The 15,078-nt window shown below is 63.6% G+C and carries 12 protein-coding genes; 5 read left to right on the top strand and 7 right to left on the bottom strand.

The features are described from left to right. Positions 1-177 (top strand): electron transfer flavoprotein subunit alpha/FixB family protein (locus tag DU505_RS22935; protein WP_245948031.1); only part of this gene is annotated, 177 nt, incomplete at its 5' end. A gap of 78 nt (positions 178-255) precedes the next feature. On the opposite strand, the gene DU505_RS17345 is transcribed toward DU505_RS22935, so the two are convergent. The 6 genes from DU505_RS17345 to DU505_RS17320 all read right to left on the bottom strand — a co-directional run bounded on the left by DU505_RS17345 (position 256) and on the right by DU505_RS17320 (position 9,275). Then, complete coding sequence (locus tag DU505_RS17345; RefSeq protein ID WP_114480243.1) at positions 256-1,359, bottom strand: acyl-CoA dehydrogenase family protein; 1,104 nt, start codon at positions 1,357-1,359, stop codon at positions 256-258. A gap of 9 nt (positions 1,360-1,368) precedes the next feature. Continuing rightward, positions 1,369-2,562: an acyl-CoA dehydrogenase family protein gene (locus DU505_RS17340; protein ID WP_114480242.1), complete on the bottom strand. Its 1,194-nt coding sequence runs from the start codon at positions 2,560-2,562 to the stop codon at positions 1,369-1,371. Then, the gene (locus tag DU505_RS17335; protein ID WP_114480241.1) at positions 2,562-3,980 is read right to left on the bottom strand and encodes an enoyl-CoA hydratase/isomerase family protein; all 1,419 of its coding nucleotides are present in this window, start codon (positions 3,978-3,980) and stop codon (positions 2,562-2,564) included. Before DU505_RS17335 ends, DU505_RS17340 begins: the two co-directional genes overlap by 1 nt. Before the next feature lie 55 nt (positions 3,981-4,035). Next, a complete protein-coding gene (locus DU505_RS17330) occupies positions 4,036-6,060 on the bottom strand; it encodes a TRAP transporter permease (protein ID WP_114480240.1) in 2,025 nt (674 codons plus the stop codon). Between the two features lie 62 nt (positions 6,061-6,122). After that, positions 6,123-7,283 carry a TAXI family TRAP transporter solute-binding subunit gene (locus tag DU505_RS17325; protein ID WP_114480239.1) on the bottom strand — a complete coding sequence of 387 codons (1,161 nt, stop codon included), beginning with the start codon at positions 7,281-7,283 and terminating at the stop codon, positions 6,123-6,125. Between the two features lie 270 nt (positions 7,284-7,553). After that, complete coding sequence (locus DU505_RS17320) at positions 7,554-9,275, bottom strand: SulP family inorganic anion transporter (protein WP_114480238.1); 1,722 nt, start codon at positions 9,273-9,275, stop codon at positions 7,554-7,556. Positions 9,276-9,416: 141 nt separating this feature from the next. Here DU505_RS17320 and DU505_RS17315 point away from each other — a divergent pair, with 141 nt between their 5' ends. After that, the gene (locus DU505_RS17315; protein ID WP_114480237.1) at positions 9,417-10,691 is read left to right on the top strand and encodes an O-acetylhomoserine aminocarboxypropyltransferase/cysteine synthase family protein; all 1,275 of its coding nucleotides are present in this window, start codon (positions 9,417-9,419) and stop codon (positions 10,689-10,691) included. A 188-nt stretch (positions 10,692-10,879) separates the two neighbouring features. Then, positions 10,880-12,472 carry a methyl-accepting chemotaxis protein gene (locus DU505_RS17310; protein WP_245948025.1) on the top strand — a complete coding sequence of 531 codons (1,593 nt, stop codon included), beginning with the start codon at positions 10,880-10,882 and terminating at the stop codon, positions 12,470-12,472. Positions 12,473-12,492: 20 nt separating this feature from the next. Here DU505_RS17310 and rarD read toward each other — a convergent pair whose 3' ends face one another. Beyond that, positions 12,493-13,419, bottom strand: coding sequence for an EamA family transporter RarD (gene rarD / locus DU505_RS17305; protein ID WP_114480236.1), 927 nt, complete (start codon positions 13,417-13,419; stop codon positions 12,493-12,495). A 140-nt stretch (positions 13,420-13,559) separates the two neighbouring features. Here rarD and DU505_RS17300 point away from each other — a divergent pair, with 140 nt between their 5' ends. Beyond that, positions 13,560-14,375, top strand: a complete 816-nt coding sequence (locus tag DU505_RS17300) for an amidohydrolase (RefSeq protein ID WP_114480235.1) — start codon at positions 13,560-13,562, stop codon at positions 14,373-14,375. Then, on the top strand, positions 14,375-15,076 hold the full coding sequence (locus tag DU505_RS17295) for a pseudouridine synthase (protein WP_114480234.1): 702 nt from the start codon (positions 14,375-14,377) through the stop codon (positions 15,074-15,076). Before DU505_RS17300 ends, DU505_RS17295 begins: the two co-directional genes overlap by 1 nt. Positions 15,077-15,078: the final 2 nt, after the last annotated feature.

Below are 15,078 nucleotides of genomic sequence, written 5' to 3'. Positions count from 1 at the left end.
GAGCTCTACATCGCCGTGGGTATCTCGGGCGCCATCCAGCACCTGGCGGGGATGAAGGACTCCAAGGTGATCGTGGCGATCAACAAGGACGAGGAGGCGCCGATCTTCCAGGTCGCGGACTATGGTCTCGTCGGTGACCTGTTCGAAATCCTGCCGGAGCTCGAGAGCAAGCTGTAATCCACGCAATACTACCCAGGTATCGCGTAAAGCAAACGGCCCCGGAAGAGGGGCCGTGGAACGCGCCTGATGAGACGCTCAGGCCGCGGTGAGCCGCTCGCTGACGAACTCCAGGTGATGGTCCACGTCACCCAGATGGTGATCGAACATCACCAGGTGCCTGGCGTAGTGGGAGATTCGACACTCTTCGGTCATACCCATGGCGCCGTGGAGCTGGATGGCCTGCTCGGCGACGAAGCGGGCCGCTTCCCCGCAGTAGGCCTTGGCTGCGGCAATGCGGTAGTCGCGCTCCTCGGCGGGGCGCTCGAGGCTGGTCGCGGCGAGTATCGCCATCGACCGGGCTTGCTCCAGGTTCAGGTGCATATCGACCATGCGATGCTGGAGCACCTGGAAGCTTGCCAGCGTAGTGCCGAACTGCCGGCGCTCCTTGAGATAGTTAAGCGTCTGGTCGCAGGCGACCTCCATGGCGCCCACCGCCTCGGCGCAGAGCGCGGCACGGCCCACCGCCAATGCCGCCGCCAGGGCTTCGGCGACGTCTCCGCCAAGGCGAGCGTCGTGGGGCAGGGTCACGCCCTTCAGCTGCACATCGCTGGCCGCCTGGTCGTCCAGTGTCGGGTAGTCGCGTCGCTCGAGTCCTGGACTGTCGGCAGGCACCAGGAAGACACCGAGCGTGCCGTCGTCGACCCGGGCGGTAACCAGCAGTGCCGTGGCCGAAGGGGCCGCTATCACGACCTGCTTGGTACCCTCGATGATCCAGCCGTCGGCCTGTCGACGGGCGAACGTGGCGATGGCGTGGGCATCGTAGCGGGCGGCGGTTTCCTGCCAGGCCAGGGCCAACCGTCGCTCGCCTTCCAGCAACGGGGTCAGCCAGCGCTCACGCTGGGGCGCATCAGCCAGCCGGGCCAGCAGGGTGCCGGGCAGCAGCAGGCCGGCCAGGTAAGGCTCTCGCACCAGGCCACGGCCCAGCGCCTGCATCACGATCATCACGTCGATGCCGCCACCGCCCAGGCCACCGACCTCTTCGGAAAACGGTAGCTGCAGCAGGCCCAGTTCGGCGAAGGTGCCCCACAGGGTAGAGGGCTCCCCATGCAGGGCGTTATTCTCGGTTGGCGCCTGGTCGGCGACCAGGCGTTCCAGGGTATCGGCGAGCATGCGCTGCTCGTCGCTGTATGCGAAGTTCATGTCAGTTCCTTACATGCCGAGTAGGGTCTTGGCGACGATGCTCTTCTGGATCTCGTTGCTGCCGCCGTAGATCGAGAGCTTGCGTCGATTGAAATACTGCGCGCCCAGGGCGGCATGCTCGGCTTCTTCGCGCTCCAGTTCCTGGTCGCCGAAGAGATACTCGGGGAAGAAAGGCAGCGCCTGCGGGCCCAGGGCGCGCCGGGTCAATTCGCTGAGCTCCTGCCTCAACTCCGAACCGCGGACCTTCAGCAGCGAGCTTTCGGCACCCGGCGCTCCGCCGTCGCGGGCGGCGGCGAGCACGCGCAGGTGGGTGACCTCCAGCGCCATCAGTTCGATCTCCGCCTTGACCACACGCTGACGAAAGCCTGGCTGCTCGAGTAGCGGGCGGCCGCGATGCTGGACCTCCAAGGCCACCGACTTGAGATGGCTTAGCGCCTGCTTGGCGTGCCCAAGGCCGGCGATGCCCGTGCGCTCGTGGGTGAGCAGGAATTTGGCGCAGGTCCAGCCCTGGCCCTCTTCCCCGATACGGTTGGCGACGGGGACGCGCACCTCATCGAGAAACACCTCGTTGACCTCATGGGCACCATCGAGGGTAATGATCGGACGAACGCTGATGCCGGGAGTTTCCATGTCGACCAGCAGGAAGCTGATGCCGGCCTGCTTCTTGACCTCGGGATCGGTGCGTACCAGACAGAACATCATGTTGGCGTGCTGGCCCAGGGTGGTCCAGGTTTTCTGGCCGCTGACGACATACTCGTCGCCGTCACGCACGGCCCGGGTGCGCAGGCTGGCCAGGTCGGAGCCGGCGCCGGGTTCGGAGTAGCCCTGGCACCACCAGTCCTGGTTGGAGAGGATGCGCGGCAGATAGTGGCGTTTCTGGGTCTCGCTGCCGAACTTCATGATCACCGGGGCGACCATGCTGACGCCGAAGGGTACGATGGTCGGGGCGTGGGCCGCGGCACACTCCTCGTCGAAGATGTGTCGTTCCACCGGACCCCAGCCCGGCCCACCGTGCTCTTGCGGCCAGTTGACGCCAAGCCAGCCACGTTCACTGAGAAGATTCTGCCAGCAGAGGTGATCGTCGGCGGAGAGGCGCCGCCCCAGGCGGACGCGCTCACGGATGCCGTAGGGCAGTTTGGCGGCCAGGAAGTCGCGCACTTCCCGGCGAAATGCCTGCTCCTCGGCGGTGAATTCGAGGTTCATCAGGCATCTCCTGCGGCGGTGTGGCTGGCCTGGCGGTGGGGGCCGCCCAGGTGACGCGGATAGCCGAGCACCTCGATGGCAAGCAGGTCGATATCGCTGTTGCGATAAGCCCAGCCACGCTCAGCCAGCATCAGGCTTGCCGCTTCCATGGCAGCCTGGGCGGTTGCTGCATCATCATGTGCGGCCTTTGCCAGCGTGGCCAGCAGGCTGCCCTGGCGGCTCACCACGATGGCAAGGCGCAGCGCCTTGAGTACATTGGCCACGGCTTGTTGCTGCCCGGCGTTGGCACGCAGGGTGACCAGCTCTGCCATGTTGCTCTTTTCAGGAATGACCAGCGCTAGGTCAGCGTCAACGGCGTCAAGGGCTTCGGCCGGGGACAGCAGTGCGATGCGCAGGCAGTGCGAGGGACCGGTCGTGGCGCTTCCCGGGGCGGCCAGGCAGGCCTGGGTGTTTGCATCCGGACTGTCGCTTAGATCGATGCCGGCGCGCTCGGCCTTGCCCTTGAGCTGTGCGAACAGTGGATGCTCACCGAGCAGGGCGAGGCGTGTCAGCGCCGGTGTCTCGCCGGCGTCGGGCACTCTGTGTGGCGCACGAGCGGCAAAGAAGGCGTGGATCAGCCCGGCGCGCTGGGGTGAATCCATGCAGGCGAGGAACAGCTCACGCTCACGGCGCAGGCCCTCGGCCAGGCTACTTTCGCTGCTGGCGGCGATCGCCTCGAGGCAGCGGAACGGTGAATAAAGCTCGGGTACCTCTTGTTCGAGCTTGGCACGGTAACGCTCGATGGCTGCGGGGTCGGCCACGGGGGGCGGTAGCTCGCCGGTAACCCGCGGCGAGCGCTTGCCGGCCAGCGCGTCTCGCGCCGCTGCCAGGCCGGCTTCGACGGGGTCGTCGAAGTCGAGCACCGCATCGACGATGCCGAGTTCTAGCGCCTCGTCCGCGGCTGAGAAGCGTCCGCTGGTGATCAGGTCGAGCGCCGCCGCGATGCCGGCCAGGCGTGGCAGCCGCTGGGTGCCACCGGCGCCCGGCAGCAGCCCGAGCTTGACCTCGGGCAGACCCACCCGGGTGCCGGGCAGGGCGACCCGAAGCTGGCAGCCCAGCGCGACTTCAAGCCCACCGCCGAGGGCCGTGCCGTGCAGAACGGCGACGATGGGCTTGGCGCTGGTCTCCAGGTGCCCGATCACGTCCGGCAGGATCGGCGCCTGGGGCGGCTTGCCGAACTCGCGAATATCGGCACCGGCGATGAAGGTCTTGCCGAGAGCGACCAGCACCAGGACGCGAGTTTCGGGGTCTGCGTTGCCCTGTGCAATGGTCTCCACCAGGCCTTGGCGTACGGCCTGGCCCAGGGCGTTGACCGGCGGGTTGTCGATGACGATCACGCCGATATCGTCATGGCGCTGGTATGTGACCGGAGTCGTCATGGGGTGGAGCTCCCAGTATCTGGAGTGGAGGAGAACGAGTACTGCAAACGGTAGCTCATGAGTCCGTGGGCGGCGTCAGCGTCGCCGCATGTGGCCGTGCCCGGCGCTGGCTCCAGCGCGCCAGCAGTACGGCAGGTACCAGGGCGGCAAGGGCGTAGGCGAACAGCTCGACCTGGCTGAGCGGCACCATGCCGCCACCGGGCAAGGCGAACAGCAGGCCGGCCACCAGCACCAGGCCACGGACAAGCGTCTCGCAAACGGCACCGACACCCAGACGCCCGACACCGATCAGATACCCCTGCATGGCGGAGGCAAACAGCACGATGCCCACCAGCGCCTGTATGAAGACCAGGCCGATCTGGAGCGGCTCGCCCTGCATGATCAGGGCCGGGTTGAGCACGAACAGGAAGGGAATGAAGTAGATCACGCTGCCCAGTCGCATGGCCTGCAGGCCGGTGGCCATGGGCCGCGCGCCGGCCACGGTGGCGGCGGCAAAGGCGCCCAGGGCCACTGGCGGGGTGATGAAGCTGAGCATGCCCCAATAGAGGATGAACATGTGCACCGCCATGGGGTCGAGCCCGCCGCCCTGGATTAGCGCCGGGGCCAGTGCCACCGCGAGGAAGATGTAGGCGGCGGTGACGGTCATGCCGATGCCGAGCACGAAACTGGTCAGGGCGCCCATGAGCAGCAGTAGCGGCACGCTGCCGCCGGCGATATGGATGAAGTCGTTGGCGATGGTGCCGGAGAGGCCGGTCATCGACAGGGCGCCGACAAGCATGCCGACGCCGGCCAGGATGGCGATCAGCTCGGCGAACAGCTTGGCCGCCGAGGAGAGCGACTCGCCCAGCTCGCGCAGCCCCCAGCGATTGTGGGGCGAGAACTGGTTGAGCACCAGCAGCAGGGCGGTGGCATAGAAGGGAGCCACGGCTTCGCGCTGCATCACCAACAGCATCCATACCAGCAGTGCGAAGACGAAGATGAAGTACCAGCCCTCCTTCAGCGTCTGCAGCAGTGAGGGCAGTTCAGCGGCGGGAAGCCCCTTGATCTCGTGGCGCGCGGCATAGGCATCGATCTGGATGAACAGCCCCAGGAAATAGAGAATCGAGGGAATGACAGCGGCCAGGGCGACGGCCGCATAGGGCACGTCGAGGAACATCGCCATGACGAAGGCAGTCGCCCCCATCACCGGGGGCATCAGTACCCCGCCGGTGGAGGCACAAGCCTCCACGCCGCCGGAGAACGAGCGACCCATGCCGATGCGACGCATGGCGGGAATCGACAGCACGCCGGTGGTCAGCACGTTGCTGATCACGCTGCCGCTCATCGAACCCATCAGTCCGCTGGAGAAGATCGACACCTTGGCCGGCCCACCGCGCACATGGCCGAGCAGGGCGAAGGCCAGGTTGATGAAGAACTTGCCACCGCCGCTTTTCTGCAGCACCACGCCGAACACCAGGAAGCCGATGACCAGGCCGGCGAAGGCCTGCAGCGGCACACCCATGATGCTCTCGGTACTCATGGTGTGGTACATGGCGGTCTCCTCCAGCGTGGAGGGGAACGCCTGGATAGGCCCGGGCACGATATCCGCGACCAGCGGGTAGAGAGAGAACAGCGAGACGATGACGGCGATGGGCCAGCCGCCGGCGCGTCGAGCCGCCTCCACGATCAGAAGCCACCAGGCATAGCTGGCCATGATGGCGATATCGGGAGCGGCGAAAGCCCAGCCGCGCTCGAGAATCGACTCGGCGTTGTAGACGAAGTAGCCGCCGACAATCAGCGTTGCCAGGCACAGCGTGTAGTCGTACCAGGGCACCGGTCGGTGTTGCAGGGACGACTTGATCGGCCACAGCAGATAGACCAGCGGCAGTAGCAGGGCCACCACGGCATAGTAGAACTGGGTCTCCAACCCGGTGATGAAGCGCAGCCAACCTGTGTTGAAGAGATAATCCAGGGTCATCAACATCAGCAGGACTGTCACTGCGCCGGGAACCCAGCGCAAGGCAGGGGGAAGCGGACGAACGTGGGTGACCTTTTCCTTGAGCTCGCGCGTCGAATCGGCAGGGGGAGTGGGGTTGGTCATGGTGGCGTCCGTGAATCGGCGAAGGGGCGGCAAGGCCGCCCCAGGGTCAGGCAGGGCTCGGCTTATTGAAACACCGGCTCGAGACCGGCGTCGCTGAGCGCTTCGGCGCGCACCTGCATCCAGGCATCGCGGAACTCATCCTCGTCTTCAGGGGCGTCGGCAATGAAGTCGTTCCAGGTAGCGACGAGCAGTTCCTGGCGTTCCACCAGCCCTTCCTGGTGCGCCTGCATCTCGTCGGTCCAGACGCCAATCTCCTCGTAGTACTCGACGACCGCATCGTGGAACGGTATGACCCACTGCAGATCCTGGTATTCGAAGGCGTATCCCACGGCGCCGGGGGCGGCATCCTTGTAGTCGTCGTAGTTTTCCTGCAGCGCCTTGATCAGGCCATAGGCCACCTTGTCGTCGAGGTCTTGATTGCCGACCACTATCGGATAGGGATAGCTGGCGCTAGGGATGGGGTTGTCGGCGCTGATGTCACCCGCGCCGGCGGTCACCTCATGGGGGCGGAAGTAGGGCGCTACTTCCATCATGCGTTCCCAGCCCTCGGCATCGTCGGGGTCCAATACCGGCCAGCTGATGCCTCGAGGACTGCTGGCAAGCTGCTGCGCAGGCGGGGTCACGGTGGTGGTGAAGGAGGCATCGGCGTTGCCGGCAATGATGCCGTCGAAGGAGCGGGCATAGCCGGGAAAGTCGACGCGCTCCACGTCGTCCCAGGTCAATCCACCGAACGCAAGGTAGGCTTCGGTGCCCTTGTTCAGGGCATCGTCGCCGCGGATATAGGCGATACGCTTGCCGGCCAGGTCAGCCGGCGTCTCGACGTCGAGATCACCGGCGACCGCCAGCGACAGGCCGAACGAAGCCGTGGAAGTGGTAATCACTCGGATTGGCTGGGGGCCCCAGTCGCGGTGAGCGAACATCATGACCCCTTCGGCACCGTAATAGCTGGCGATTCCGCAGGCGCAGAGGTCGACGCGGCCCTGCTTGAGCGGCGTCATTCGTGAAACGTCGTTGTCGCCTGGGAGGATGCGCACTGAAGTGTCGTAGTGATTCTGCAGCATGTTGCCGATGGCTACCGCCTGGGCATAGCCGCTGGAGTTGGTGCCATAGGCGGTCCAGGCCATGGTGCGCGGAAGTTCGACCTCGCTTGCCTGGGCTACGCCAGCCGAGAGCAGCGAGAGCGGAAAAGCGGCGAGAATGAGTGAGCGGGAGAACTGGCGCATGGATCGACTCCTGTAAAAGGACTTGTTGTTTTGCTATGCGGTATTTGATTCCGAAACTGGACTCGATACTAGGAAGGCGACGACGTGGTGTCAACGCATGCTTGTGCCTGTGTTGAGGCAGGGTTGTCCGCTTGGCGGAACGCGTGTGTCAACTAGTTGATAAGTCGCTGGAAGAGGGCGGGAAGGAAGGGGCGCGGCGGATGAAAAAAAGTGCAAAACACGACCAAGGTATAATCTCCCTCTGGCGCGAGGGAAATCGGAGGCCGCTCGTTATTCCATAGCGCTGGCAGGGCGCGACAATTCACGCCACGCGGCATAGGTGCTCAGGAATACCCGCCCGGTCATATCGTCGAGAAAATCGCTACGCTTGAGCTGATCCATGACTGGACCCTTAACTTCGGCCAGATGCAGCGACACCCTTGAGTCGGAGAGGCGTGCATTGATAGCGTCCAGGCTCTCCAGGGCCGAGGCGTCGATCAGGTTCACCGCTGAGCAGATCAGTACCACGTGTTCGAGTTCGGGACGGGTAGCGACCAGGTCGTAGACGGTATCCTCCAGATAGCGGGCATTGGCGAAATAGAGGCTTTCGTCGATGCGCAGCAGGGCCAGGTGGCTGACGGTTTCGGTGTCGTGGCGTTCGACGTTGCGGAAGTGCTCGGTGTCCGGTATGCGGCCCACCAATGCACTGTGGGGACGGCTGGTGCGATAGAGGAATAGGCCGATGGAAAGCGCGACACCGCTGATGATGCCGGCTTCCACCCCCTCCGCCAGGGTCAGCAGGATGGTCAACGCCATGGCCGAGAAATCGCTGCGGGAGTAGCGCCAGGTTTGGCGGATCATGGGAATGTCCACCAGGGTCAGAATCGCCACGGTGATGGTGGCGGCCAGGGTGGCAATGGGCAGATGGTAGAGAGCCGGGGTGAAGTAGAGCGTGATCGCGCCGATGCCGATGGCGGCAAAAAAGCCGGCGAGTGGCGTGCGGGCGCCCGCATCATAGTTGATCACCGTGCGTGACAGGCCTCCTGTGACGGGCATGCCGGCGGAAAAGGCCGCTGCCAGGTTGGCTCCGCCGAGCCCGATCAACTCCTGGTTGGGAGAGATGCGCTCACGCCGCCTGGCGGCGAGCATCTGCCCCATGGAGACGGACTCGACGAAACCCACCACGCTGATCAGGAATGCGGGAATCATCAAGGCCCGCCACAGCGAGGTGTCGAAGCCGGGGAGCGTCAGCGGAGGCAGCCCACGGGGTATGTCGCCGATGACGGCCACGCCCTGTGTGGCAAGGTCGAAATACCAGGTGATCCAGGTGGTGACCACCACGGCCAGAACGGGGCCGGCCCGGGTGACCAGGTCGGCCATGTTGCCGGGCAGGCCGAGCCCCCGCAACGCCCGCTTGCCGCGCAGCCGTAGCAGGACCAGAAACAGCAGGCAGCCGCCCCCGAGGGCCAGGGTGGGCAGGTGGACTTCCGGTAACCCGGAGACCAGCTCCGAGACGCGTGGCAACAATGCGGTGGAACTGGCCTCGATACCCAGCAGGTGACCAGCCTGACTGGCCGCGATCAGGATGCCGGAAGCCGACAGGAAACCGGCGATTACCGGGTGGCTCAGGAAGTTGGCCAGGAAGCCCATGCGCAACATCCCCATGATCACCAGCATCAACCCGGAGAGCAGCGACAGCACCAGGGCCGCGTGCAGATAGGCCGCGCTACCCGGCGCGGCGACGTTGCTCAGGGCCGCTCCGGTCATCAGCGCGATAATCGCCACCGGGCCCACGGCAAGCGTCCGGCTGGTCCCAAGCAGGGTATAGGCCAGTAGCGGAAGCAGGCTGGCGTAGAGCCCCACTACCGGTGGAAGACCGGCAAGAATGGCGTAGGCCAATGACTGCGGTATCACCATCATGGTAACGATGGCTCCGGCCAGCAGGTCGGCGCCGCAGAGTCGGCGGTTATAGTGGGGAAGCCATGTCAGGATCGGCAGGTAGCGTTTGAGCATCCGTTCTCTTCGAGGTTGGGGAGCGGGACCGGAAGGAGAAAATAGAGCACCAGACTAAACGATATTGGTGGAAGGGTTGAGACTTGGTTAGCATCAGGTGAAATATAACCCATTCGATTCTTTGACCCATCAGGACACGCCATGAAACCCGAGACCATTGCCCTGCACCACGGCTATTCACCAAACGATCAGCACGCCGTGGCCGTTCCTATCCACCAGACCACCTCATTCTCCTTCGACAGTGCGCAGCATGCGGCCGACCTGTTCGACCTCAAGGTCGAGGGCAACATCTACTCGCGTATCATGAATCCCACTTGCGCGGTGCTGGAGCAGCGTGTCGCCGCGCTGGAGGGCGGTATCGCCGGCCTGGCGGTAGCCTCCGGCATGGCCGCAATCACCTATGCGATCCAGACCATCGCCGAGGCCGGTGACAATATCGTCTCCATCAGTGAGCTGTATGGCGGTACCTATAATCTGTTTGCGCACACCCTGCCACGACAGGGCATCGAGGTGCGCTTCGCCGACAAGGACGATATCGAGGGTATCGAGTCGCTGATCGATGCACGCACGAAGGCCGTGTTCTGCGAGAGCGTCGGCAACCCCTCCGGCAGCGTTGTCGACATGACGCGCCTGGCCGCCGCCGCCCATCGGCATGGGGTGCCGGTGATCGTCGACAACACCGTGCCGACGCCCTTCCTGTGGCGGCCGATCGAGCACGGGGCGGACATCGTCATCCATTCAGCGACCAAGTACATCGGTGGCCATGGCACCACGATAGGCGGCGTCATCGTGGATTCCGGCAAGTTCCCCTGGGCCGATCATCCTCAGCGCTTCCCGCTGCTCAACGAGCCGGATGTCTCCTACCATGGGGTGAGCTACACGCGCGATGTCGGTGAAGCCGCCTTCATCGCCCGCGCCCGCGTGGTACCGCTGCGTAATATGGGTGCGGCGCTATCGGCGCAGGCGGCCTGGAATCTGCTGCAAGGGTTGGAAACCCTTTCGCTGCGCATCGAGCGGGTCTGTGCCAATGCGCGCAAGGTGGCGGAATATCTCGACAGCCATGCAGCGGTAACCTGGGTCCAGTATGCCGGTTTGCCCGGCCACAAGGATCACGAGCTCGCCCAGCGCTATATGAACGGTCACGCCTCGGGCATCCTCAGCTTCGGCATCCAGGGCGGACGCGAAGCGGGGGCACGCTTCTACGACGCGCTTGGCATGGTCCTGCGACTCGTCAACATCGGTGATGCCAAGACCTGCTCGTCGATTCCGGCATCCACCACCCACCGTCAGCTGAATGACGAGGAAATGATCGCCGCCGGGGTGACACCCGACATGGTGCGTCTCTCCATCGGCATCGAGCATGTCGATGATATTATCGCCGACCTGGAACAGGCGCTCGCCGCCAGTCAGGCCTGACGACATGGCCGCCCCACGCATGGGGCGGCTCGCCTCCAACGGTACAACCGAGACATAAACCGATTATATCGGCGGATGTGTTTATGTCTTGAGTTGTGCTTTGGTCTGTCAGGCCAAAGTGGTGATGCTAATACGTCTTACAAGACGCTAATCTCTGGATACTTCCTATAACAAAGAGATAAGGCGTCATGCGGATACTGATGTTTCTGTTAGCCGCGGTCTCCCTTGCCGCGGGCGTTCTCGTAGTGAACGATCTCGGCTTGGGCTGGCAAGCCTACCTTGGCCTGGGCCTCGCTGCCCTTGCCGGCTGCCTTTTTTCACTCGCAGGGCTGGCCAGTGTCTATCGCGCCGGTGCCGCTACCCTGGAAACGCAGGGCATCAAGGCCTGGCTGCCGGCTACCCGGGATTATCTGTCATTGCGACGCATGGCCCATGGCTTGATACGCCAGGCCAGTAATACCGCCATTGCCTCTGCCGAAGTGTCGCATCATGCCGACCGCATGGATCAGCGTCTGGAGCGCCAGGGGCACACGGTGCGCGAGGCCTCCTCCAGCATGGCCGCGATCACCACTGCCATCGAACAGGTGGCAGCCAGTGCGGCCAACGTGGCGAATCTTGCCAGCCGCTCCCGGGATGCCAGTCATGTCAGTCGCGAAGCCCTTGGCCAGGTGATCGAGGAGATGCAGGCCCTGGCCGAGCGTTCGGAAGAGGCGCTGGAGCTGCTCAATATGCTGAGCCAGAAGGCCGACAGCGTGCGTCACGTCACCTCGCTGATCGAGGAGATCGCCGAGCAGACTAACCTGCTGTCGTTGAATGCCTCGATAGAGGCGGCCCGTGCCGGCGAGCATGGTCGCGGCTTTGCCGTGGTAGCCGGTGAGGTACGCCAGCTGGCGGGACGAACGGCGGATGCTACACGCAATGTCGAAGCCCTGGTCGGCGATATCGGAGACAGCAGCCACCGCGTGGTCGATACCATCGGGCATTTAATGCAGCGCGTCGGCGATCGGGCCAAGGAGATGAGCAAGGTCGGCGAACAGCTCACCGAGATGACCGGCAACTTCGATCAGGTCGAAAGCGAGATCCGCTCCATTGCCGAGGCCATGGACGATACCAACCAGCACTCCCAGCGCGTGGCCGGAACGCTGACGACACTGGAGGGTGAGACCGAGCAGGGCACGCACGATATGCATGGCCTGGCAAGTCAGGCCCGCGCACTTATGGCGGGTGCAGAAGCCGTCGACGGGGCACTGGCGCAGCAGCGCCTGGAGGGACGGCATCAGGAGGTCTTCGAAGCGGCGCGCGAAGCGGCAGCCAAGATCGGCAAGTTGCTCGAGTCGGCTATCAAGGGAGGAGAGCTCGATGAGCAGGTGCTTTTCTCACCTCGGTACATACCGATTCCCGGCACCAATCCGGTCCAGCATCTCTCGGGGTTCGAGAGTTACACCGACGAGAATTTTCCTGCCATCCAGGAGCCGTTGCTGGAACGCCTGGGGGTGGCCTATGCCATCGGCATCGATCGTCGCGGCTATATCCCCTCGCATAACCTGAAGACGAGTCAGCCCCCGACCGGGGACTATGAACATGACCTGAAATTCTGTCGCAACAGGCGGATCTACGAAGATCCCACCGGCCAGCGCTGTGGCTCCCACGAAGAGACCTTGCTGCTTCAGACCTACAAGCGCGACACCGGCGAGATCATGCACGATCTATCTGTGCCGATCTACGTGGGTGGCAAGCACTGGGGTGGTTTTCGTGTCGGCTACAAGCCCGAATCGGCCTGATCGTTGTTGGCGCTATCCCGTCATTTCGACTGGCTCCCTGCCGGAGCCAGCGGTGGCCGGGAACGGGTATGCCACGCCGACCACGAATACAGTGCAAGGCTGGTCCAGATCAGCACGAAGGTGGCCAGCTGGATCGGGGAGAGCGGCTCGCGAAACACCAGCAGTGCGATGAAAAACTGAATGGAGGGGTTGAGATACATTAGAAAACCGAGCGTTGCCAGACGAAGCCGGCGGGCGGCGCCGGCGAAAGCCAGCAGGGGCAGGGCGGTGATCACGCCGCTGGCGATCAACAGCAGGGTCGTGCGAGGCGTGTCGAGAAAATGGGAGAGCTCGGCCATCGACAGCCAGGAGAGCGCCATCAGCCCAAACGGAAGCAGCAGGAGGGTCTCGACGAAGAGACCCGATAGGCCGTCCAGGGGTACCTGCTTGCGCAGCAAGCCGTAGGTACCGAAAGAGAGCGCAAGAGTCAGGCTGATCCATGGAAGCTCCCCCAGCAGCACCAACTGGATAGCGATAGCAATCGCAGCAATCAGCACGGCCAGGCTCTGCAGTCCGGCCATCCGTTCGCGCAGTACCAGCATCCCGAGTGCGACATTGACCAGCGGTGTCAGAAAATAGCCCAGGCTTGCCTGGAAGACTTGGCGAGTCTCCACTGAATAGATATAGAGCCCCCAATTGATCGCAATCAGCACGGCGCAGCCGAGCACCCTTCCCAGGCGCCTGGGTTCGGCCAGCGCCTGGCGGATCGGTTGCCATCGCTTCATCACTGTGACAAGCCCCACCAGGAAGAGACACGACCAGACGACGCGGTGGATCAGGATCTCGAAGGCGGGCACACCCTGGAACAGGGCGAAAAACAGCGGGAAACAACCCCACATCACATAGGCGGTGAGGCCGAAGGCAATACCCTTGGCGGCTTCGGGGTCGGGAAGGGGCTTGACGGACATTCCATCATCTCTTGGAGAAAGCAGTAACTTAGCAGGCTATTTGTTGTTTTTCCATGGTGGGCGACGGGCGAGCATTGGCTGACGGAGCTGTTCTGCTGAGTTAGGCTGTGGGGATGGCGAATCACCCAAGGGAAGCCGAGATGAGCGATTTGCGTACGACACTGGTGCAGTGCGACTTGCGCTGGGAGGACCCGGAAGCCAACTGCCGCATGCTGGAACAGGAACTGGACGGAATCGATGGTTCGCAAACCGACCTGATCGTTCTGCCGGAGATGTTCTCGACCGGTTTTACCATGAACTCCCGTGAAATGGCCGAGCCCATGGAGGAGAGCCGCGCCGTGGCCTGGATCCAGCAGCAGGCCATCGATCGTGGCTGCGTGGTGACCGGGAGCGTGGCTGTGGTGGAAGGCGAGCACTATTTCAATCGGTTGATCTGGGCTCGTCCGGATGGCAGCCGCGCCTATTACGACAAGCGTCACCTGTTTCGCATGGCCGGTGAGCACGAACGCTACTCCATGGGCCACGAGCGTGTCATCGTCACATTGAAGGGTTTTCGAATCCTGCTGAGCGTTTGCTACGATCTTCGCTTCCCAGTCTGGCTGCGACAACAGCCGGCTACCAACGAGCATTTCGAATACGATGCTCTGCTCTGCGTGGCCAACTGGCCAGCCCCGCGCCGTCATCCGTGGCGGATCTTGCTCCAGGCCCGTGCGATCGAGAACCTCTGCCCGGTGATTGGCGTGAATCGTGTCGGTGAAGATGCCAATGGTATGGCCTACGCCGGCGACTCGATGCTGGTGGACTTCAAGGGAGAAGCCGTTATCGACGAGCCCCGGGACCAGCCCTTCATCAAGACGGGGGTGCTTTCCCGGGATGCGCTCGATGCCTTCCGCGAGAAATTCCCGGCATGGCGGGATGCGGATCATTTCAATGTGGCCGATGGAGTCGGGTTCTGATGCGACTGGACCGATTTCTGTCCGAGACAACCGATCTGACCCGCAGCCTGGCCAAGAAGGTACTTCACCGGGGCGAGGTCACCGTCAATGGCGAGGTGGTCAAGCAGCCGGCCGTACAGGTCGGTGAACAGGACCGGGTGCTATGGGTGGACGAGCCGCTGGCACTGGTTGGCCTGCGCTATATCATGCTGAACAAGCCGGCCGGCGTGGAGTGCACTGCCCGCCGCGGGTTATACCCCAGGGCGATCGACCTGATCGAACTCCCCAAGGCAGAGCGGCTGCAGACGGTAGGGCGGCTCGATGTCGATACCACCGGCATGGTCTTGCTGACCGATGATGGTCAGTGGTCACATCGTGTCACCTCTCCCCGCAAGCGCTGCGGCAAGCTGTACCGCGTTACCCTCGCTGACCCCCTTGAGGGTGAGGCGCTGGAAAATGCCGTGGCCTGCTTTGCGGAAGGGGTCGTGCTCGACGGAGAGGAGAAACCAACGCAGCCCGCCGAGCTGGCCATGCTGACCCCTGTCGACGCCGAGCTGACGCTTTATGAGGGCAAGTATCATCAAGTTAAGCGCATGTTCGGGGCTATCGGTAATCGCGTGGAAGGACTTCACCGCGTGTCCATCGGGCCGTTGAGTCTCGGCGAGCTGGCGCCAGGAAAATGGCGGGAACTGACCGATGTTGAGGTGGCAGCCTTTTTCTGAAA

The organism is Billgrantia montanilacus (genome assembly GCF_003336675.1).
GTDB lineage: Bacteria > Pseudomonadota > Gammaproteobacteria > Pseudomonadales > Halomonadaceae > Halomonas > Halomonas montanilacus.
Note: the sequence above shows the minus strand (reverse complement) of the source record. Positions and strands in the feature narration are given on the sequence as shown.

Coding starts and splice junctions, on each gene's coding strand:
- DU505_RS17330 (WP_114480240.1), bottom strand. CDS start 6,060: ATGACCAACCCCACTCCCCCTGCCGATTCGACGCGCGAGCTCAAGGAA.
- DU505_RS17295 (WP_114480234.1), top strand. CDS start 14,375: ATGCGACTGGACCGATTTCTGTCCGAGACAACCGATCTGACCCGCAGC.
- DU505_RS17335 (WP_114480241.1), bottom strand. CDS start 3,980: ATGACGACTCCGGTCACATACCAGCGCCATGACGATATCGGCGTGATC.
- rarD (WP_114480236.1), bottom strand. CDS start 13,419: ATGTCCGTCAAGCCCCTTCCCGACCCCGAAGCCGCCAAGGGTATTGCC.
- DU505_RS17300 (WP_114480235.1), top strand. CDS start 13,560: ATGAGCGATTTGCGTACGACACTGGTGCAGTGCGACTTGCGCTGGGAG.
- DU505_RS17315 (WP_114480237.1), top strand. CDS start 9,417: ATGAAACCCGAGACCATTGCCCTGCACCACGGCTATTCACCAAACGAT.
- DU505_RS17345 (WP_114480243.1), bottom strand. CDS start 1,359: ATGAACTTCGCATACAGCGACGAGCAGCGCATGCTCGCCGATACCCTG.
- DU505_RS17340 (WP_114480242.1), bottom strand. CDS start 2,562: ATGAACCTCGAATTCACCGCCGAGGAGCAGGCATTTCGCCGGGAAGTG.
- DU505_RS17320 (WP_114480238.1), bottom strand. CDS start 9,275: ATGCTCAAACGCTACCTGCCGATCCTGACATGGCTTCCCCACTATAAC.
- DU505_RS17310 (WP_245948025.1), top strand. CDS start 10,880: ATGCGGATACTGATGTTTCTGTTAGCCGCGGTCTCCCTTGCCGCGGGC.
- DU505_RS17325 (WP_114480239.1), bottom strand. CDS start 7,283: ATGCGCCAGTTCTCCCGCTCACTCATTCTCGCCGCTTTTCCGCTCTCG.